This window comes from Clostridium sp. MCC353 (genome assembly GCF_018785315.1).
Classification (GTDB): Bacteria; Bacillota; Clostridia; order Lachnospirales; family Lachnospiraceae; genus CHH4-2.
The window spans coordinates 22,381-41,456 of record NZ_WQPN01000108.1; the positions used below are offsets into that span (position 1 = coordinate 22,381).

Annotated in this window: 15 protein-coding genes and 1 other annotated feature; of the genes, 11 read left to right on the plus strand and 4 right to left on the minus strand. The window is 45.4% G+C overall.

Features of this window, described 5'->3' with window-relative positions:
* Positions 1–6: 6 nt before the first annotated feature.
* Genes GPL15_RS18220 through GPL15_RS18235 form a run of 4 tightly spaced genes read left to right on the plus strand, consistent with a single transcriptional unit; the run spans position 7 to position 5,044 of the window.
* Complete coding sequence (locus GPL15_RS18220) at positions 7–1,755, plus strand: CocE/NonD family hydrolase (RefSeq protein ID WP_215700123.1); 1,749 nt, start codon at positions 7–9, stop codon at positions 1,753–1,755.
* Entirely contained in the window at positions 1,745–2,896 is a 1,152-nt protein-coding gene (locus GPL15_RS18225) for an alpha/beta hydrolase-fold protein (protein ID WP_215700124.1), read from the plus strand. The genes GPL15_RS18220 and GPL15_RS18225 overlap by 11 nt, the downstream gene beginning before the upstream one ends.
* Before the next feature lie 45 nt (positions 2,897–2,941).
* Positions 2,942–3,754 carry an MBL fold metallo-hydrolase gene (locus GPL15_RS18230; RefSeq protein WP_215700125.1) on the plus strand — a complete coding sequence of 271 codons (813 nt, stop codon included), beginning with the start codon at positions 2,942–2,944 and terminating at the stop codon, positions 3,752–3,754.
* Between the two features lie 27 nt (positions 3,755–3,781).
* Entirely contained in the window at positions 3,782–5,044 is a 1,263-nt protein-coding gene (locus GPL15_RS18235; protein WP_215700126.1) for an SLC13 family permease, read from the plus strand.
* Between the two features lie 134 nt (positions 5,045–5,178).
* Here the strand turns inward: GPL15_RS18235 and GPL15_RS18240 are convergent, their stop codons facing one another.
* Both GPL15_RS18240 and GPL15_RS18245 read right to left on the minus strand, forming a co-directional pair.
* Positions 5,179–5,886: a creatininase family protein gene (locus GPL15_RS18240; RefSeq protein ID WP_215700127.1), complete on the minus strand. Its 708-nt coding sequence runs from the start codon at positions 5,884–5,886 to the stop codon at positions 5,179–5,181.
* A gap of 199 nt (positions 5,887–6,085) precedes the next feature.
* The gene (locus GPL15_RS18245) at positions 6,086–6,343 is read right to left on the minus strand and encodes a CD3324 family protein (protein ID WP_215700128.1); all 258 of its coding nucleotides are present in this window, start codon (positions 6,341–6,343) and stop codon (positions 6,086–6,088) included.
* 382 nt (positions 6,344–6,725) lie between these two features.
* Between GPL15_RS18245 and GPL15_RS18250 the strand changes: the two genes are divergently transcribed.
* The 5 genes from GPL15_RS18250 to GPL15_RS18270 all read left to right on the plus strand — a co-directional run bounded on the left by GPL15_RS18250 (position 6,726) and on the right by GPL15_RS18270 (position 13,314).
* Positions 6,726–7,154 (plus strand): hypothetical protein, encoded by a 429-nt coding sequence (locus tag GPL15_RS18250; RefSeq protein ID WP_215700129.1) that lies wholly within the window; start codon positions 6,726–6,728, stop codon positions 7,152–7,154.
* Between the two features lie 74 nt (positions 7,155–7,228).
* Complete coding sequence (locus GPL15_RS18255; RefSeq protein ID WP_215700130.1) at positions 7,229–8,302, plus strand: 5'-3' exonuclease H3TH domain-containing protein; 1,074 nt, start codon at positions 7,229–7,231, stop codon at positions 8,300–8,302.
* Between the two features lie 16 nt (positions 8,303–8,318).
* Positions 8,319–9,878, plus strand: a complete 1,560-nt coding sequence (locus tag GPL15_RS18260) for a HEAT repeat domain-containing protein (protein ID WP_215700131.1) — start codon at positions 8,319–8,321, stop codon at positions 9,876–9,878.
* A gap of 175 nt (positions 9,879–10,053) precedes the next feature.
* The gene (locus GPL15_RS18265) at positions 10,054–12,156 is read left to right on the plus strand and encodes an elongation factor G (RefSeq protein WP_215700132.1); all 2,103 of its coding nucleotides are present in this window, start codon (positions 10,054–10,056) and stop codon (positions 12,154–12,156) included.
* A 207-nt stretch (positions 12,157–12,363) separates the two neighbouring features.
* Positions 12,364–13,314 carry a type II CAAX endopeptidase family protein gene (locus tag GPL15_RS18270; RefSeq protein ID WP_215700133.1) on the plus strand — a complete coding sequence of 317 codons (951 nt, stop codon included), beginning with the start codon at positions 12,364–12,366 and terminating at the stop codon, positions 13,312–13,314.
* Between the two features lie 108 nt (positions 13,315–13,422).
* Here the strand turns inward: GPL15_RS18270 and GPL15_RS18275 are convergent, their stop codons facing one another.
* Positions 13,423–14,070, minus strand: a complete 648-nt coding sequence (locus GPL15_RS18275; RefSeq protein ID WP_215700134.1) for a Crp/Fnr family transcriptional regulator — start codon at positions 14,068–14,070, stop codon at positions 13,423–13,425.
* A 181-nt stretch (positions 14,071–14,251) separates the two neighbouring features.
* Between GPL15_RS18275 and GPL15_RS18280 the strand changes: the two genes are divergently transcribed.
* A complete protein-coding gene (locus tag GPL15_RS18280) occupies positions 14,252–15,415 on the plus strand; it encodes an FprA family A-type flavoprotein (RefSeq protein WP_215700135.1) in 1,164 nt (387 codons plus the stop codon).
* Here the strand turns inward: GPL15_RS18280 and GPL15_RS18285 are convergent.
* Positions 15,412–16,167: a YwaF family protein gene (locus GPL15_RS18285; protein WP_215700136.1), complete on the minus strand. Its 756-nt coding sequence runs from the start codon at positions 16,165–16,167 to the stop codon at positions 15,412–15,414. The two genes, GPL15_RS18280 and GPL15_RS18285, sit on opposite strands and share 4 nt — an antisense overlap.
* A gap of 92 nt (positions 16,168–16,259) precedes the next feature.
* Positions 16,260–16,507 (plus strand) — a binding site (T-box leader).
* Between the two features lie 43 nt (positions 16,508–16,550).
* On the opposite strand from GPL15_RS18285, the gene leuS reads away from it, so the two are divergent.
* A complete protein-coding gene (leuS, locus tag GPL15_RS18290) occupies positions 16,551–18,962 on the plus strand; it encodes a leucine--tRNA ligase (protein WP_215700137.1) in 2,412 nt (803 codons plus the stop codon).
* The last annotated feature ends 114 nt before the right edge of the window (positions 18,963–19,076 follow it).

Genomic DNA, 19,076 nt, shown 5'->3' on the forward strand with positions numbered 1-19,076 from the left:
ATTGATATGAATCAAAAATTGAGTATTGATATAGATACAGAAATTCCAATGCGGGACGGAGTCATATTACGTGCAGATATCTACAGGCCGGATGACGGAAGGCCGTATCCGGCCATATTGCTACGGACCCCCTACAGGAAAAAATATATGTCAACTCAATGGGGAGAATTAAGCCCCATTCCGTTGGCAAAGGCCGGTTATGCAGTTATTTTGCAGGATACGAGAGGCACCGGCAGTTCGGATGGTGAATATAACTTTTATTTTGACCAGGGAGATGACGGTTATGACAGCTGTGAATGGATTGCCGGACAGGAATGGTGTGACGGCAGGGTCGGTGGATACGGTCATTCCTACTATGCATATACCCAGCTGACAATGGCAGCTAAAAAGCCGCCTCATCTGATCTGCATTGCTCCTTTCATGCAAAGCTGCAGACCGAAATACAGCGGAGGTTTTCTGCCAAATGCCCTTCATGCGGAATGGCTTTCCAAACAGGCGGAACGGTATCTGGAACGGATTAAAGATGAAGGACGTCGTGAAGAATGCCGTCGGATTCTGACACAGCATACAAAAAACATGAGAGAACAATATCGTTTTGTTCCGGAAATCGATATGCCGGTTATGCAGTTGACGGAATATTTTCCCTATATGAAAGAATACCGCATAAAGGTAGAAAAATATGACAGTCCATCAGGGCCCGAAGTCGAAGGACGGCCTATAGATTTGAGCAATGTGGATACACCTATGCTGCTGTATGCCGGCCTGTATGATACCTCTTCAAAAAATGGACCATTTGAAAATTTTATGACCTTAACTCATGTTAATCCGAATGAACATGTGAGGAACAACACCAGACTGGTGGCGGGCCCGTGGAAACATGGCGTCCGGTTTGAGCCGAATCAGGGAGAATTGGGCTTTGGTAATGCAGATGGAAAGATTTTAAATATTAATGACCATATACGGCGTTTTTTTGATTATCATCTCAAGGGAATTGATGAAGGGATGGAAGCCAGCGCTCCTGTGCGCATCTATATTATGGGAAAAAATATCTGGCGGGATGAATACGAGTACCCTCTGGCGCGTACCCGGTATACAGATTTTTATCTGAGGAGCAATGGAAATGCCAATACGCTGTCCGGCGACGGCTGGCTGTCCGCAGCGCCTCCGGAAGAATATGAACCGGAAGATCAATTTATTTATGACCCTGAGAAACCGGCTCCGGACCGTGTACCCGGCGGCTGCGCGGGCGGGATTCAGGACTGGAGCAGTGTGGAAACTATGAGAGAAGATATGCTGGTTTATTCCACTCCGGTTTTGGGAAAAGGAATTGAAGCCATTGGAATGTTTAAAGCAGAGCTGGAAATTTCTTCTGACTGCCCGGATACGGATTTTGTCTGCCGTCTGACTGATGTATACCCCAATGGAAAATCCTTAAATATAACAGAAGGGGCTGTCAGGGCCAGCTACAACAATACCTATGAACGAAAACTTCTGGAGCCGGGGGAAATCAGGCGTGTTACTGTGGATTTAGGCAATTCGAGCATCTATTTCAAAGAAGGACACAAAATACGCCTGGAGGTAACCAGCAGCTGTTTTCCAATGATTGACAGAAACCATAATACCGGAAACCGGGTGGGAACGGATACAGAAATGAAAATTGCCCGCAACTGTGTTTATCATAACCCGGTTAAGGCGTCAAAACTGATACTGCCTGTTATTCCGGAAGATGAAGAGGAGGAAATAAATGAACTATAGATATTATTTCAATGTAAAAAGTTTGTATCTGGTACCTGGTTTTCATACGATAATGATCAATGAATATACATACCGCCCCCAAATACCGCCGGTTTTAAAAGAGGGACATGTATTCTTGGCCACAGAAGACTTTAAAACCATTTATTCTCAGGTTTACCAAGTGGAATCCATCGATGGAAGTGTGATTGTCAGCAGAGGAGTCCGGCAGGCCAAAACTCCGGAAGAGGAGATAAACGGAGTCAAAGTGATGGCTTTGGATATAGTGTTGGAACAGGTATTTGACTACCGCCGTATGGAGAAGATGACAGCTGAAAAGAACCAGGTTATATTTTTCACAAGTGACAAGGAAACTGCAGAGATTCCTAAACTCAAATTAAAATATATTGACAATCTGATCCGGGGAAAAAAGGAAGGGGATTTTTACCATACTTTCTGGTTTGAGGAAGGGGAAAAACTGGTTCCTTACAGAATCTATCTGCCGGTGGGGTACGACCCTGCAATCAAATATCCGGTAGTATTTTATCTCCACGGAGGCAATGGAAGTCCGGAACAGGGCTTTATCCGCAGCCAGAATAAGCTTCAGTATTACGGAGAAAAACATAAGTTTATTGTGGTCGGAGCGGATGGCTTTATCTGGGATTCTACATATGGATATGTACTTCCGCCGAATCCGGGAGATCCCGATCTTGATTATTCCTGCCCGGAAAACCCGGGACACTATTCGGAGGAAAGGCTTTACGGCCATCATTTGGGTGAATTGTGTCTGGAAGCGACGATTAAAACCGTTTTAGAAAATTTTTCAGCGGATGAAAATAAAATGTTCCTCATGGGAAATTCCATGGGCGGAGAAGGCACGTTTTATTTTGCGGCCTCCCATCCGGGCATGTTTAAGGCTATAAGTCCGGCGGGAGCCATGGTTAATACAAAAATCATGGATGTGACGCCATTAAAAGATGTTCCGATTTTATTTGTGGGAGGAACGGAAGATATGCATGGTTTTGATTATCTCAGGGACGGAGTGGATGCGATGAAGGAACAGGGGCTTAATATAAACAGCCTTTATATTGGAGGCGGAGATCATCCGTCAGCGTGGGTGATGGGGCTTTCAGAAGTATTTGACTTCTTTCGAAAATACTGTTAATTGAAATTTACAAAATTCGTATAGAGAGCGGGAAGGGGTAACATCATGAATGTATTATCATTACGGTGGCTTCACTGTGCGGGATATGAAATAAAACTGCCTGACGGGCCGTCGATCGTTATTGATCCGTTTATTACCATGAACCGGTTTGAAAATTTTACATGGGAGAATATCGAGGGGGCAGATTATATTCTCCTGACACACACACATGGAGATCACATATCGGATGTGGGCAATCTGGTGGGAAAATTTGGTTCCCAGGTGTTTTCAGGTCAGATGTCCTGCAATAGTATTGTAGAATATTTTGATTTGAATTATTCTCATATCTGGCCGGTACTTCCAGGGGAATTTTATGAGTTAGACGGTTTTTCTTTGAATATTTACCGTGGAAAACACACAACACAGACGAGGGATGATTACAAACCCAGCCAGGCATACAGGATTCCTGCCATTGGCGGACCAGAAGGCAGTTATAGGGACGGAAATCATTTTGGCGGAATGGAAATGCTGAACTTTTTAATCACTACCAAAGAGGGGATGAGGATTCTCATATCCGGCGGTCTTGATTCTTATCAGGATATTTACCGTGAAGCAAAGAAGACGCGGCCCAACATTGTAATCCGCCAGGCCAATGCGGGGCTTGCGCCGGAAGACTATGCCAGACTGGTGCTGCCATATCAGGCTCAGTATGTATTTCCTCACCATCATGAAAAAATTCCCGGCAGGCAGGGTATTTCCATTGAAGATTACTGCAGCAGAATCAATGAGGAGTTAATCCGGTTAGGCAGTCGGACAAGGGTTGTTTATCCGGAGAAATTCAGGTGGGTTGATATTGAGATGAGTGCCCGTTTGCGCTGACAACTGCAGCCGGAGAGGGGGAAAAACATGCAGCTTTATATCACGGTTGGCCTGCTGATTGTAACCGTTGTTATGTTGATCAGCGACAGAGTTCCATATCTGGCAGTTGCCATGGCGATTTTGGCAACACTAACGCTGGCGGGGGTTTTAAAACCGGGAGAAATGATGTCCAGATTGTCGGATCCTACAATGATGCTTTTTGTAGGCACTTTTCTGATCAGTGCGGCATTTCAAAAGGTAGGACTAACTGAAGCCATAGGCGAAAAGGCTATGAATTTTTCGCGAAAATATATTAAAAGTGAAAGCGTTATAGTGCTTGTGATTTCATTGACTACGGCGGCAGCTTCTATCTTGCTGCAGGCACTTGGGGTTCAGGCCGCCATGATGACGCTGGTCATAACACTGGCTGACCAGCTCGGCATCAGCAGAAAGCGGACATTAATCGCATTGGGATATTCGGCAACGATTGGGGGAACATTTACGCTTTTGGGTAATAACCTGGATCTTTTGGCCCGGAGCACTTATGAAGCGGCCAGACCGGGAGAGAGCTTTGGCGTGTTTGAAATGACGCCTCTGACCGTTCCTATGGGGATTTTGCTGATTGTATTCTTCTGTTTTATCGGTATGTACGTGATCAAAGCGGAACCGGGAGTGAGGAGGAGTTCAAACGATGTCAGGTTTAGGGCTGATTATAATAAAAGAGAGCAGTATACCGTTCTGTTTTCCGCCTTGTTTTTTGTGGTGGCGGTCGCCATAGATTCCAGATATATGCCTTCTAACGTAGCTGTAATTATTATGGCATTTATCTTAGGAGGCAGCAGAATTATGAGCATTGAGGAAATGCTGGAAAATATTAATTGGAAAATTATACTGTTTGCAGTGGGAATCACCACATTGTCAGGAGCTATTCCAAAAGTCGGTCTGGATAAAATTATTGGTGATCTGGCCCAAAATGTGCTGGGACAAATGGTGAGTCTGCGAATGGTAGTAGCACTCATGTTTATATTCACCATGTGTTTGACTCAGCTCATGTCAAATTCCGGTTCGTTTGCTATAATGGCGCCCATCGGGATCGCTCTGTCCGGTAATTTAGGGCTTCCTTTAAAGCCCATCATTATCGCCATGTGTCTGGCAGGAAGCTGTGCATATGTAACGCCAATGGCTACGCCATCTTATGCTATGCTGGCTTCGGCAGGAAATATAAAATTCAGGGAGTTTGTGCTGGCTGGAATGCCAATGATGTGTATTAATGCAGTAATCGCTATTGTGTTTATACCTGTTTTGTTTTAAAAATGCGCATTTGTAAGGCATTTAAGATTTTAGTATCTTTTAGGGGCGGTACCTGGTCCGGGATTTAATTTTCCCAAACTCTCCGCCCCGGTTTTCCCACTTTTCTGGCGTACTTTTCAGTGATGCTTTACGTCTTATCGTACCCTTATTTCAAACTGTTGATATTCCTCCATCATTTTTTCTATCATTCTGAAGACTATTTGTGCTCCCTTATCTTTCGAGGCGCAGGAAGGAGCGCCTAAACAGCCGGTATATTGTGTCGGCGGGGTTTGGGCTTCATGGTACAGATAATCTTTAAAATCATGGAACGGTATATCATACTCCTGTATTGCTCCCATCCGCACTTTATGGGGATATAGAAATAAGGCTACGGAAGTCTCTGCTTCACAAGCATGTCTGATTGTATCCTGTTTTTGGAGTATATCCGTATAATCCACATCGCCTAATTCAATTAGTTTTACATTACTGCCATGGTCTGACAGCGCTTTTATATGAAATGGATCGCCATGATAGGTCAGGAGGAGAAAAAACGTAAAGCCTTGGTTCGTCCACCAATCGATAATTGATGAGACGGTATCATGCAGCGTTATTTCTGTGATCGAGGCTGTGCCGGCCAGGCCGCGGTCGAGGGGCAGATTAACCCCATAGTTAATTGTGGGAGCAATCAGAAGGCCGGTTCGTTTTGACAATTCATCTGCCATATATTCGCAGACTAATATATCATTATTGAGCGGCAAATGATGGCCATGTTGTTCGCAAGTGCCTATTGGAATAATCAGGCCGCTTTTTTTAGTTGAACAATATTTTTGCGCTTCAATCCAAGTTAAATTTTCTAATCGCATAATGTCCTCTTTCTTATCACCAATTTTTGTATCAAACGAATACCCGATGCTTCTTGAACGTTTTTTTGTTCGAAAAGATGAGCCGCCCGGAACAGCTGCTTCTTTCAGTTTAGCAAAAGGCGGCCGATTCCTCTATCTATTAATGATTGCTGTAACGAAAATTACAAAAAGGAGCTGCTGATGCAGCTCCCCTTTCGTTCTAATGGTTATATATAATTTTTCGTATAGAATGTGTTGATAAAAAATAGCGGTCCGCAAGAGCATCAATGGATGTCCCTTGTGAGTATTCCTGTTTTATTTTTTCATTTCTGCGTTCTATTTCGTTATGATAACCGGATATTTCCCCCCATTGTTTGTGGCGGGCTGAGGGAACATATAAATATTCCCCATCAACGTAATGTTGTAATTCCTTCACCAAAGATTCGGGAAGAATCTTAGATGCATTCTGGTATTTCATGCGGGCTCCTCCTTAACTTAAATTGTTTAGGAAGCAAAGCCAGCATATAAAGCGACTGTTTCCTCCATGCAATTGTCGCTTACTGGCTCTGCATGGAGTTGTGCATCATTAAATAGTTATACGTAATCATTATTTCCCCCCTTGTCCTCAAAATCATGTCATATAATAAGATTATTATACCATCAAATGTGATATTTGTATAACTTTTAAACAGTGCTTTTCATAAGGCTGCTTTTATATAGTGTAAAGTTCAGACAGATTTAAACGGTTACAGATTTCACAACACTATATGTTCCGTTTGATTGCATTCACCTGCTGCGGTATGATATAGTAAACAGGTTGAAAAGCCGCTTTAAGAAAATATATAAAATGGAGCAGAAGAATGAAAACATTAGAGGAATTAGAGGCTTGGCTGGAGGAAAACTGCTATTCCTTTCAGGAACTGACAATCGGTCATCATTTTGCGCCTGAAGGCATTGTTATGGAACGGGATGGGAACAGCTTTAACTGGTGCTATTCTGAACGCGGGAATAAGCGGGTTTTGAAGGCTTTTGACACAGAACAAGGGCTGGTTGATTATGCTCACGCCCAGTTAACCGCTGATAAATGGTACAGGGCCCATATCATCGCATTTACATTTGATGAGGAAAAAATAAAAGAAATAAGTTCATTGCTGGAGAAAGACAAGATCGGATATGAACGCAATGATATTTTTAATTATTCCAGGGGGAAGCGGGCTTACCGGATTTTTGTATTCGGAAGCGATATTAAAAAAACAGAACACTTCAAGGCAGAGTATATGTATGTCTGAGGGGGGCTTTATCTAAAAAATTGTTATTTAAAATGAAATTTTAAGCCGCAGGCCGCGGCGGAATCGAGGAGTATATGTCAGAGAAAAAATTAGTGATTGTGGACGGCTCATCCATGCTGTCCACCTGTTATTATGCAGTGCTTCCGCGGGAGATCATGTTTGCCAAAACGGAAGAAGAGAAGCAGAAACATTACAATAAAATCCTTCAGTCGGAAGACGGCGTCTACACCAATGCCATTTTCGGAATGCTGAAAATGGTGGTGTCATTGATAAAGAAACAGAAGCCGGATTATATGGCGTTTGTTTTTGACAAGACCAGGGATACGTTCCGCAGAGAGCTCTATCAGGATTATAAGGGCACCAGATCGGTAACGCCGGCTCCGTTAAAGGAGCAGTTCATATTGATGGAGCAGATACTGGAAGACGTAGGATTTAAAGTTCTGTACAGCGACCGCTATGAGGCGGATGATTATGCAGGCAGCCTGGTGATGAAATTCCGTGACCGGATACCGGTTGTGGTGATGACAAAAGACCATGATTATCTTCAGCTTGTAAACGATGAACATAATGTGAGGGCATGGATGGTTCAGGCAAAGCAGGAGAAGGCGGAAGAACTGTATGAAAAATATTATTCGGCTTATGGGATGACCAAAAAGGATGTAAATCTTCCTGAAAAAGTGTTTGAATTCACTGCGGAACATGTTTTTGCGGAAGAAGGCGTATGGCCGGAACAGATTGTGGATTTGAAGGGCATTCAGGGAGACACCTCCGATAATATACCGGGCGTAAAGGGCGTCAGCAGCGCCGCCCCTCTCCTTTTAAATGAATACGGGACGGTGGAAGAACTATATTCTGTGATCCATGAAGCGGAAACCGACAAAAAGGCGCTGAAGGATTTACAGGATTTTTGGAAAACAGGATTGGGAATCAGCCGTTCCCCTTATAAATCACTGACAAAAACAGGGGAAGAGGGGGAATTATGCGGCGAAGCGGCAGCGGTTCTGTCAAAACAACTGGCGGCCATCAAAACAGATATCCCTCTGGATTATGAGCTGGAAGATTTTTCTGTGGGACTTTATCAGGAAGAATGTCTGAAAAATTGGTGTAATCAATTGAATATCCAGATAAAGTCGGTATTTGGGAAATAAGCGGGAGGAGGATCAGATGTTTTGGAATCATTTTCAGGAAGAACGTATCAGGAAAGCGTATTATGACAGTTTGGCCACTGCCGTGGACAGGCTGGAAGAAGGCGGGATTTCCTTCCTTCCGGCGGCCTACTGCACATTCGCTTATGATGACATCCGCCTGGTGAAACGGTGCGGGAGGGCCATCCGCTGTCTGTTAAAACCCTATACCATCCGTCAGATGATCCGGCTCAGCGAGCAGTTCCGCCAGTATACTTCCGTGGAATGGAACATAGACTGGCAAAAGGTCAGCCTGAAGGAGATAAGGGATCAGTTTGAATCGGAAGAGGACTATACATATGCATTGATCGCCGGCAGTTTTCACCCCAACGGCTATTTCCGGGAACAATGTGTCGGTGAGATGGCCGCATATCCCCAAACCCTGCCCTATATGATTTTAAGAATGAATGACTGGGTCGGCAATGTCAGAAACAGGGCTGTAAAAATGATCGGTGAAAAGCTGGACCGATGCCCGCTTGATGAAATCTTCCCGGCCCTCATAACCCTGGATAAGGTGAAACGGTCAGAAAGAAGGGGGGACCGGGAACTGGCATCCATTGAAGCCAGGATTAAAGAACGTATGGAACGGGAAATGAAAGACGCTCCCGTCTATCTGATATTAAAGTATGAGTTTGATATCCGGAAATGTATCTACCGTTATCTGTTTTCCGGAAAGATTCTGGAGCAGGAGAAGGCGGACTATCTGCTGGCCCGGGAAAGGCACAGCTATTGCCAGACGGTGATCATATCCGGCATTTTAAAGGATTATGACTGTTCTTTGGAGCAGATTGACAGATATCTGCTGCATAAAAGCGCCTGTGTCAGAAGAAAGGCCATGGATAAAAAATATGATCTTTTAAGAGACGCATGGACCGGCCTGGAGACGTTTCTGCTGGACAAGAACAGAGGAATCCGGGAACTGGCTGCATTTATATTGGGGCGTCACAGGGATTTCGACGTGCCGGGGTATTATATCTGCCATTTAAAGGATGAAAAGCCGGAGACAGCCATTACCGGGCTGGCGGAAACAGGCAGCAGGGACCATGCGAAAATGATCATCCCATTTTTAACTAATCCGGATGAAACGGTAGTAAAGGCGGCTGTGGGCGCGTTGGGAAGGCTGATGAAAGAGGAGGGGGAATCCCTGTTTTGGACGTATTTGTCAGATCCCAGGATTCCGGTGTCTAAGGCCGCTTACCAGGCGGTCCGCAGCAGCCGGATCCGCTATGGGGCGGAAAAACTGTACGGATGCTGGAAGATGTCAGGGGAAAGCCACGTGAAACGTTACCTGATCCGCCTGCTGATTCTGGAAAACACCTGGAACAGCCTGCCCTATTTACTTCTCTTATACCAGGAGCCGGAGACGGAGGAAATTCGTGGCAGTATCTTGGCGGCGCTGCATTGCCGGAGCCTTTATACGTATATTACAAAAGAACAGGGACAGTTTATCACGCAGCTTTTGGATGAGGTTGGAGGCGGGCTTCCCGGAAAGCTGGCAGATGAGATCCGTTTTGATCTTAAATTCATTGTGAAAGGGTAAGAAGTCCGCGAAACAGCTAAAAAAGCCGCTATAATCGATGGTTTGGCGGGTAATTATAAAATTTTTGTATAAATTGCACATTATGCTTGTAAAATTCAGAAAAATTTAGTAGAATATCATCATAAGACTAAACTTGAAGCAAACCATCAGGTTTGCGCGAACAGGAGGAATGTTTATGAACGTATATGGAACGCAACAAATCCGTAACGTTGTATTACTCGGACACGGTGGCGCCGGTAAAACAACAGTTGCAGAGGCTATGGCATTACTTACCGGTGTTACTAAGAGAATGGGGTCCGTTACGGACGGTAACACGATCAGTGATTATGACAAGGAAGAGATTAAGAGACAGTTTTCCATTTCCACAACGTTGATTCCACTGGAGTATGAAGGCGAAGATGGTCCGATTAAGATTAATTTACTGGACACTCCCGGATATTTTGATTTTGTAGGTGAAGTAGAGGAGGCGATCAGCGTTGCTGATGCCGCTATTATCGTTGTAAACTGTAAAGCAGGTATTGAAGTAGGCACACAGAAAGCTTGGGAGATGTGTGAGAAGTTTAAACTTCCGAGAATTATTTTCGTAACCAACATGGATGATGACCATGCCAGCTACCGTGAACTGGTTCTGAAGCTGGAGAAAGAATTCGGAAGAAAGATTGCTCCGTTCCAACTGCCAATCCGTGAGAACGAGAAGTTCGTAGGCTTTGTCAATGTGGTGAAGATGGCAGGCCGCCGTTATACCAATTTAAGTGATTATGAAGAATGTGAGATTCCCGAATATTCCAAGAAGAATTTAGGCATTGCAAGAGAAGCTTTGATGGAAGCGGTTGCCGAAACCAGCGAGGAATACATGGAGCGTTATTTCTCCGGAGAAGAATTTACTCAGGAAGAGATCTCCACAGCGCTTAGGGAACATGTTATAGACGGAACAATTGTACCCGTTATGATGGGTTCCGGTATCAACTGCCAGGGCTTCCGCGTTCTGCTGCAGGCGATTGACAAGTATTTCCCGTCACCGGACAAATACGAATGTATCGGTGTGGACGTATCCACCGGAGAACGTTTCACAGCCAAGTATAATGACAATGTATCCTTATCAGCCAGAGTATTTAAGACCATCGTGGATCCGTTCATCGGTAAATATTCCCTGATGAAGGTATGTACAGGTACTTTAAAACCGGATTCCACCATTTATAATGTCAACAAGGATACGGAAGAAAAAGTTGCCAAACTGTACATATTGAGAGGCAAAGAGGCCATTGAAGTACCGGAACTGAGAGCTGGGGATATCGGCGCTGTTGCGAAACTTACTATAACCCAGACAGGCGATACGATTGCGCTGCGCACAGCTCCTATCGTATATCATAAACCGGAGATTTCCACACCTTATACCTACATGAGATATAAGACGGTGACCAAAGGTGATGAAGATAAAGTTTCCAGCGCCCTTTCCAAACTGATGGAAGAGGATCTCACTTTAAAGGCAGTGAACGATACGGAAAACCGCCAGTCGCTTCTGTACGGCATCGGCGACCAGCAGTTGGATGTGGTAGTCAGCAAACTGAAAATGCGCTATAAAGTGGATGTTGAACTCAGTAAACCGAAATTTGCTTTCCGTGAAACCATCCGTAAAAAAGTGGAAGTTCAGGGCAAATATAAAAAGCAGTCCGGCGGACATGGACAGTACGGTGATGTTAAGATGGAATTTGAACCATCCGGCGATCTGGAGAAACCTTATGTATTTGAAGAGAGGGTATTCGGCGGCGCAGTTCCGAGAAACTACTTCCCGGCAGTGGAAAAAGGCGTTCAGGAATGCGTATTAAAAGGACCTTTGGCTGCCTACCCGGTAGTGGGCATTAAGGCGACACTGGTAGACGGTTCCTATCATCCGGTAGATTCCTCTGAGATGGCGTTTAAGATGGCTGCAACCATGGCGTTTAAGAAGGGCTTTATGGATGCCAATCCGGTTCTGTTAGAGCCGATTGTATCTCTGAAAGTAACCGTTCCGGATAAGTTTACCGGTGATGTTATGGGCGATTTAAACCGCAGAAGAGGCCGTGTGCTGGGTATGAATTCCAATCATAACGGAAAACAGATTATCGAGGCGGATATCCCGATGTCTGAACTGTTCGGTTATAATACGGATCTCCGTTCCATGACCGGCGGTATGGGCGTATTTGAATATGAATTTTCACGTTATGAGCAGGCTCCTGGAGATGTACAGAAGAAAGAAGTGGAAGCCAGAGCTTCTAAAGTGGACAGAACAGAAGGTTAATTTTAGGATTAGTGGACATAGAATTGGATTAGGGCTGCCTTTCAACCGTGAGTATTCCGGTTGAAAGGCGGTTTTGATTTCATGGGAAATTCTTTCTTTCTCCCGGGCTGTCAGAACTGGAGAATATTGTAAGAAAGAACTGTTTGACATTTTTTTGTTCAGCCGATAAAGTATATGGTATTACAAAAGGATGGAGGTTTTACAGCGATGAGTGACAGAAAGAGATTTTCCAGAATTGGCCTCATTTATTTTGTGTATTTTGGAGTCACTATTTTACTGCAGCTTTTAATCAGGATGATAATCAAAGCCACCGGTTTTTCACTGCCGGAGAATTTAAAGTGGATGTCCTTATTTCTTTCCACGGCGCCTATGTATCTGATCGCAATGCCTCTTACTGCGTGGCTGTTCGGGAAGATGCCGGCGCAAAACTATCCGGGGCAGAAGCTGGGAGCCGGCCGGTTCTGGGTTATATTCATCATTGGAATGTCGGCGATGCAGATAGGCAACCTGATGGGACAGGGGGTCATGTACGCAGTCAAGATGATGACCGGGAAAAAAATGAATTTTGAGCTTCAGGAGATCATAATGAATACGGATATCTGGGTTGTATTTATCATTGTGGTGCTCGTAGGGCCGGTGATCGAGGAATACCTGTTCCGCAGGCTATTGGTAGACCGGATCAGGATGTATGGGGAGGGCACTGCGGTGCTGGTTTCCGGCTTCCTGTTCGGCGTTTCCCACGGTAACTTCTACCAGTTTTTTTATGCGTTTGCTCTGGGAGCCATATTGGCCTATGTATACTGCAAAACGTCCCGTTTAAGATATTCTGTGATCATGCACATGATGATCAATTCCAGCAGCGTGATCCTGCTTCTTCTGATGAAATTCCCTGGTATCAATGAGATCCTCAATTCGGAAATCATCACGGACCGCCAGCTTCTTCATGCCCTTCCGGGAATGATCCTGATTTTATTGTATGAGCTGACCGCAATCGGGATGACGGTGGGGGGAATTGTGCTTTTTATCTGCTTTTTCAGGAAGATTTCATTTGAAAAAGGGGAAAGGGCCCTTTATGGTTTCCAAAAGTTTAAGACAATATTCTGTAATGTGGGTATGGTTTTATTTTTAGCGGTCTGCATAGCGAGCGCATTTGTATAGAAGGTAGGCAGGGCCGGTTTGGTTCGGAATCAAAGGGCGGGATGAAACGGGCCCGGATTCTGGCCGGGTAACGGTTCAGACAGGTCTGAGCTGTTACCCGGGTTTCCTTTAGGAACAGATGGAAATGTGTCTGCGGTTGACCTTGATCATGCCGTCGTCTTTCATTTTTTTCAGCTCCCGTGTCATGGCGCTGCGGTCAACGGACAGATAATCCGCCAAATCGGACATGGTAAATGGGAGATTGAAGGAATGGGAGTTCTGCTTTGAAGACTGCTGAAGGAAATAGCAGAGCAGTTTTTCCCGGATGGTCCGCTTGGAAAGCAGTTCCACGCGTTCGCTGAGCTGCAGGTTTTTCTGGGAAATGATCATGAGCATGTTCTGGATTAACTGGTGATGGCACCGGCATGCTTTGGCGCAGGGGCTGATGATATGGGAGTAATCGATGAACATAACTGTACAGTCCATTTCACAGATGACGCTGACATTTTCATAAACGGAATTAAGGGCGGCCAGGGTTGCGCCAAAGATATCCTGTTCGTTCAGGCGTTCCAGGATTGTTCTGGAACCATTTAACTCATAACGGACGATGACGGCGGCGCCGCTTAAAATGATGCCCACAGCCTGGGATGTTTTTTCAAAGGTATAGATGGTTTCCCCTTCCTTAAATGCCCGCTCTCTGGCTGAAAGGCACAGCTTCATGGAACGGTATTCTTCAGGGGAGATATTGAAAAACAGGTTTGTCTGTAAATTTTCCATATTCTGGCTCCTATCATACAACAATTTTGTTAAAATTTTAGCACAAAAATGGTGCATTTGCAACAGACTAGAAAAGGTAAAATTGGTATTATTATAACATAAAAAAGGCATAATATAAAAAGATTGAAATAACGAATGATAATGAACTGCTTATAAAGCGTAACAGAATGGAGGAACAAGGATGAAAGCGAGAGAAATTGCAGAGGGAATTTACTGGGTTGGCGCCATTGACTGGTCGGTGAGAAGTTTTCACGGCTATACGACAAACAGAGGCGCCACCTATAATGCATATTTGATTATTGATGAGAAAGTTACATTGATTGATACGGTGAAGGGGCCATTTGCCAAAGAACTTTTGGAACGTGTTTCCAGCGTCATTGATCCGGCAAGGATCGATTATATCGTAGCCAATCACGTGGAGATGGATCATTCGGGAGCGATTCCTGCCATGATGGAGGCGTGCCCCCATGCGCAGATCATCACCTGCGCGCCCAGCGGAATAAAAGGGCTGACTGCGCACTACGGGGATTATCCGTATATCGCGGTGAAAGGCGGAGACAGTATCAGCCTTGGCAGGAGAACGTTGTCATTTGTCATGACGCCTATGCTGCATTGGCCGGATAACATGGTGACTTATTGTCCTGAGGAACAGATCCTGTTTTCCAATGACGCTTTTGGACAGCATTATGCGTCGTCGGAGCGTTTTGACGAAGAAAGCGACCTCAGCGTGATCATGCAGGAAGCGAAGAAATACTACGGAAATATCATCATGTGTTATGGAAAACAGGCCCAGACAGCCTGGTCGATCGTACATGGCCTTCAGCTTAAAATGATCGCGCCCAGCCATGGCGTGATCTGGAAAAAGAACATCAAAGATATCCTGGACGCTTATCAGTTATGGAGCGCCAATGAGCCGGAAACGGGCGCTATGGTGGTCTTTGACAGCATGTGGCATTCCACGGAAGCCATGGCGAAAACGATTGTGGAATCCTTTATTGAACGGGGAGTTCCCGCGAAGCTGTATGATCTCAAGGAGAACCACATTTCCGATATCATTCCGGAACTGCTCACGTCCAAATATATTGCGGTGGGTTCTCCCACGCTTAACAACCAGATGCTTCCCACAGTAGCGGCATTTCTCTGCTATGTGAAGGGCTTGTCGCCTAAGAACAGAAAAGCATTTGCCTTTGGTTCCTACGGATGGGGCGGGCAGAGCATCAAACAGGTGGAAGAAGAGTTAAAGGCGTGCGGATTTGAGATCTGTATGGAGGCCTACCGCGCCCAGTATATTCCGAACAAAGAGCAGCTGGATCAATTGTCCGATCTGGTAAAACAGATTGATTAATTCTTAATCAAACGGCTGAATGCCAGATGAACCAGATATCCTCCCAGGCATATGGCGGACAGATATGTAAGGTTTCCGGCCATGATGCCAAATCGGTCTGCTATCTCGTGAAAAACAAGCTGTGAAGACGGATAATATGGGGAGATGTAGAACATGTCTGCTTCTCCCTTTACCGGCGTGCAGACATTGATAACCGAGGCCGCCAGGCAGCAGACGCCGAACAGGGGGATTGTTTTTAAATATCCTCTTGTGCTGTTACTGGCCCGCCCGGAAAAACCGATGAACAGCCCCAGGAATACCAGCACAGCGTGCCATAAAAAACCATGCAGGGTGAGGGCCCAGTAAGGGTGGAGAAAGCCTTCCGGATAAGCCAGGGCCATGGCTCCGCCCAGCAGGTTAAAATCCTGCATAAAGGTGAGGATAATTTTTCGCAGTTTATCTGAACGGACGAAGGGCAGCAGCAGGCAGAAATACATGGGAATGCTGCAGAGCTGGAAAGGAAAATACCACCAGTCGTACCTTCCGTCATTTACCACATAGTATAAAAAGCATTGTTTATAGAGCTCACTGGCGCCCAGGACGATCCCGCATCCGGCCAGTATCCGGTAAAAAACGGACTCTGAACAATGCTTTAATCTTTTAGCGGCAAAGAATGCCAGTAAAATGCCGGTACAAGCAGCGGCCAGATGAAAGGGCGAAAACAGCGCTGGCGTATTCATGGGCCATGCAGTTTTTTCTAATAATTGTTTCATATATGCCTCCTCCTTTCATTATAACCAAATGGATGGAAATGACAATAAAATTATTGACACAAATTTTTAAGTGTGATACATTATCATATAGCATAAATACAGTGATGAGGAATAGTAAGCTGCCAAAGATATTCAGAGAGCCGCCGGTTGGTGCGAGACGGTTATGGATGACGGCTGAACTCGCCTTTGAGTAGCTTGCTGAAGAAGGCGTTTGCCTTTGTGTAGGTAAAGACGGGAGCCGGCCGTTACAGCGGAGGGATATGGAAGTATCCGTTAAGTGTATGCTTTTCATGAGCATAAAGCAGAGTGGTACCGCGCAAGTTTGTCCTGCGTCTCTTGCAATGGAGATGACAGGGCTTTTTTATTTATTAAAGGAGGAAATCATGGCAGCTTATAATCACAGCGCAATTGAAAAAAAATGGCGTGAGAATTGGGAAAAACACCCGATTAATGTAAATGACGGCAAAAAGCCAAAATATTATTGTTTGGATATGTTCCCTTATCCATCAGGAAGCGGACTTCATGTGGGACATTGGAGAGGATATGTAATCTCCGACGTTTGGAGCCGTTATCAGATTTTGAAAGGACATTATGTGATTCATCCTATGGGATGGGATGCATTTGGCCTTCCGGCGGAGAACTATGCGATCAAGATGGGGGTTCATCCGGCCAAATCCACAGCGGAAAATGTGGCTAATATTAAAAAACAGATCAATGAAATCGCAGCCGTTTATGACTGGGATATGGAAGTGAATACGACGGATCCGGAATTCTACAAATGGACCCAGTGGATTTTTGTCAAGATGTTCAAAGAAGGCCTTGCCTACGAGAAGGAATTCCCGATCAACTGGTGCCCGTCCTGTAAAACAGGCCTTGCCAATGAAGAAGTGGTAAACGGCTGCTGCGAACGCTGCGGCGCTACGGTTACCAAGAAGAATTTAAGACAGTGGATGTTAAAGATCACCGCTTATGCGGAGCGCCTGCTCAACGACCTGGATAAGCTGGACTGGCCGGAAAAGGTGAAAAAGATGCAGTCTGACTGGATCGGTAAATCTTACGGCGCGGAAGTCGACTTCAAAGTGGATGGAAAAGATGAGAAGATCACTGTCTACACCACCAGGCCTGATACCTTATATGGCGCCACATTCATGGTTTTGGCACCTGAACATGCGCTGGCAGCAGAGCTGGCAACCCCGGAGAACAAGGAAGCGGTGGACCGTTATATCTATGACGCATCCATGAAATCCAACGTAGACCGTCTTCAGGATAAGGAAAAGACAGGCGTATTTACGGGAAGCTATGCGGTTAACCCCTTAAATGGCGCAAAAGTTCCGATCTGGCTTTCCGATTATGTACTGGCTGATTATGGTACGGGAGCGATCATGTGCGTTCCGGCCCACGATGACCGTGACTTCGAGTTCGCAACCAAATTCAATATTCCGATCATCCAGGTAATTGCCAAAGACGGCAAAGAAATTGAAAATATGACAGAAGCTTATACGGAAGCCAGCGGTATCATGATCAATTCCGGTGAATGGAACGGCATGGAATCCGCGGTCCTGAAGAAGGAAGCCCCTGCAATGATCGAAGCTCGGGGACTTGGCAAAAAGACCGTTAACTATAAACTGCGTGACTGGGTATTCTCCAGACAGCGTTATTGGGGAGAACCGATCCCGATCATCCACTGCCCGCACTGCGGCAATGTGGCGGTGCCGGAAGACCAGCTTCCGTTAAAACTGCCTGAGGTGGAAAGCTACCAGCCTACGGGAACCGGAGAATCACCATTGGCAGCTATTGATGAATGGGTTAACACAACCTGTCCTCAGTGCGGAGCGCCGGCTAAGAGAGAGACCAATACCATGCCTCAGTGGGCAGGTTCATCCTGGTATTTCCTGCGCTATGTGGACAGCCACAACAGTGAGGAATTGGTATCCAAAGAAAAGGCTGACAAGTATCTGCCGGTAGATATGTATATCGGCGGTGTGGAACATGCGGTTCTCCACCTGCTTTACTCCAGATTCTATACAAAGTTCCTTCATGATATCGGAGCCATTGATTTTGATGAACCATTTAAAAAGCTGTTCAACCAGGGTATGATCAACGGTAAGAACGGCATCAAGATGAGTAAATCCAAAGGAAATGTGGTATCTCCCGATGATCTGGTAAGGGATTACGGCTGCGACGCCCTCAGAATGTATGAATTATTCGTAGGGCCGCCGGAACTGGATGCGGAATGGGATGACAGAGGAATCGAAGGCGTTGCCAGATTCCTGAACCGTTTCTGGACCCTTGTAACGGACAGCAAAGATAAGAATATCCCTGAAACAAAGGAAATGGTAAAACTCCGTCATAAACTGGTATTTGACATTGAACAGAGATTCAACCAGTTTAATCTGAACACAGTCATTTCCGGTTTCATGGAATATAACAACAAACTCATTGACCTGGCTAAAAAAACAGGCGGCATTGATAAAGAGACTTTAAAAACCTTCGTTATCCTCCTGGCCCCATTCGCCCCCCATATCGGTGAAGAGTTATGGCAGCAGTTAGGCGGAACCGACACCGTATTCCATGCCCAGTGGCCGGAATGCGATGAGGAAGCCATGAAAGATGATGAAATCGAAATCGCCGTTCAGGTTAACGGAAAAACCAGGGCAGTGGTTAATATTCCGGCAGACGCTTCCAAGGATGAGGCAATTGCGGCAGGAAAAGCAGCTCTTGGCGATAAACTCAGCGGGAACATTGTAAAAGAGATTTACGTTCCTGGAAGAATTGTAAATATCGTGGCAAAATAATCTTTATTTAACAAATTGCAGGAGTGACGCCATAAAGACGGGGGAATCTGGAGCAGGCGGCCGTGGATGAGAGGAATTAGGGTGCGGATTCCGACCCTAATTCCTCTCATCCAC

Bases quoted from the DNA above. Each gene is read 5' to 3' on its own strand.
- GPL15_RS18220 (WP_215700123.1), top strand. From the start codon at position 7: ATGAATCAAAAATTGAGTATTGATATAGATACAGAAATTCCAATGCGG.
- GPL15_RS18225 (WP_215700124.1), top strand. From the start codon at position 1,745: ATGAACTATAGATATTATTTCAATGTAAAAAGTTTGTATCTGGTACCT.
- GPL15_RS18230 (WP_215700125.1), top strand. From the start codon at position 2,942: ATGAATGTATTATCATTACGGTGGCTTCACTGTGCGGGATATGAAATA.
- GPL15_RS18235 (WP_215700126.1), top strand. From the start codon at position 3,782: ATGCAGCTTTATATCACGGTTGGCCTGCTGATTGTAACCGTTGTTATG.
- GPL15_RS18240 (WP_215700127.1), bottom strand. From the start codon at position 5,886: ATGCGATTAGAAAATTTAACTTGGATTGAAGCGCAAAAATATTGTTCA.
- GPL15_RS18245 (WP_215700128.1), bottom strand. From the start codon at position 6,343: ATGAAATACCAGAATGCATCTAAGATTCTTCCCGAATCTTTGGTGAAG.
- GPL15_RS18250 (WP_215700129.1), top strand. From the start codon at position 6,726: ATGAAAACATTAGAGGAATTAGAGGCTTGGCTGGAGGAAAACTGCTAT.
- GPL15_RS18255 (WP_215700130.1), top strand. From the start codon at position 7,229: ATGTCAGAGAAAAAATTAGTGATTGTGGACGGCTCATCCATGCTGTCC.
- GPL15_RS18260 (WP_215700131.1), top strand. From the start codon at position 8,319: ATGTTTTGGAATCATTTTCAGGAAGAACGTATCAGGAAAGCGTATTAT.
- GPL15_RS18265 (WP_215700132.1), top strand. From the start codon at position 10,054: ATGAACGTATATGGAACGCAACAAATCCGTAACGTTGTATTACTCGGA.
- GPL15_RS18270 (WP_215700133.1), top strand. From the start codon at position 12,364: ATGAGTGACAGAAAGAGATTTTCCAGAATTGGCCTCATTTATTTTGTG.
- GPL15_RS18275 (WP_215700134.1), bottom strand. From the start codon at position 14,070: ATGGAAAATTTACAGACAAACCTGTTTTTCAATATCTCCCCTGAAGAA.
- GPL15_RS18280 (WP_215700135.1), top strand. From the start codon at position 14,252: ATGAAAGCGAGAGAAATTGCAGAGGGAATTTACTGGGTTGGCGCCATT.
- GPL15_RS18285 (WP_215700136.1), bottom strand. From the start codon at position 16,167: ATGAAACAATTATTAGAAAAAACTGCATGGCCCATGAATACGCCAGCG.
- leuS (WP_215700137.1), top strand. From the start codon at position 16,551: ATGGCAGCTTATAATCACAGCGCAATTGAAAAAAAATGGCGTGAGAAT.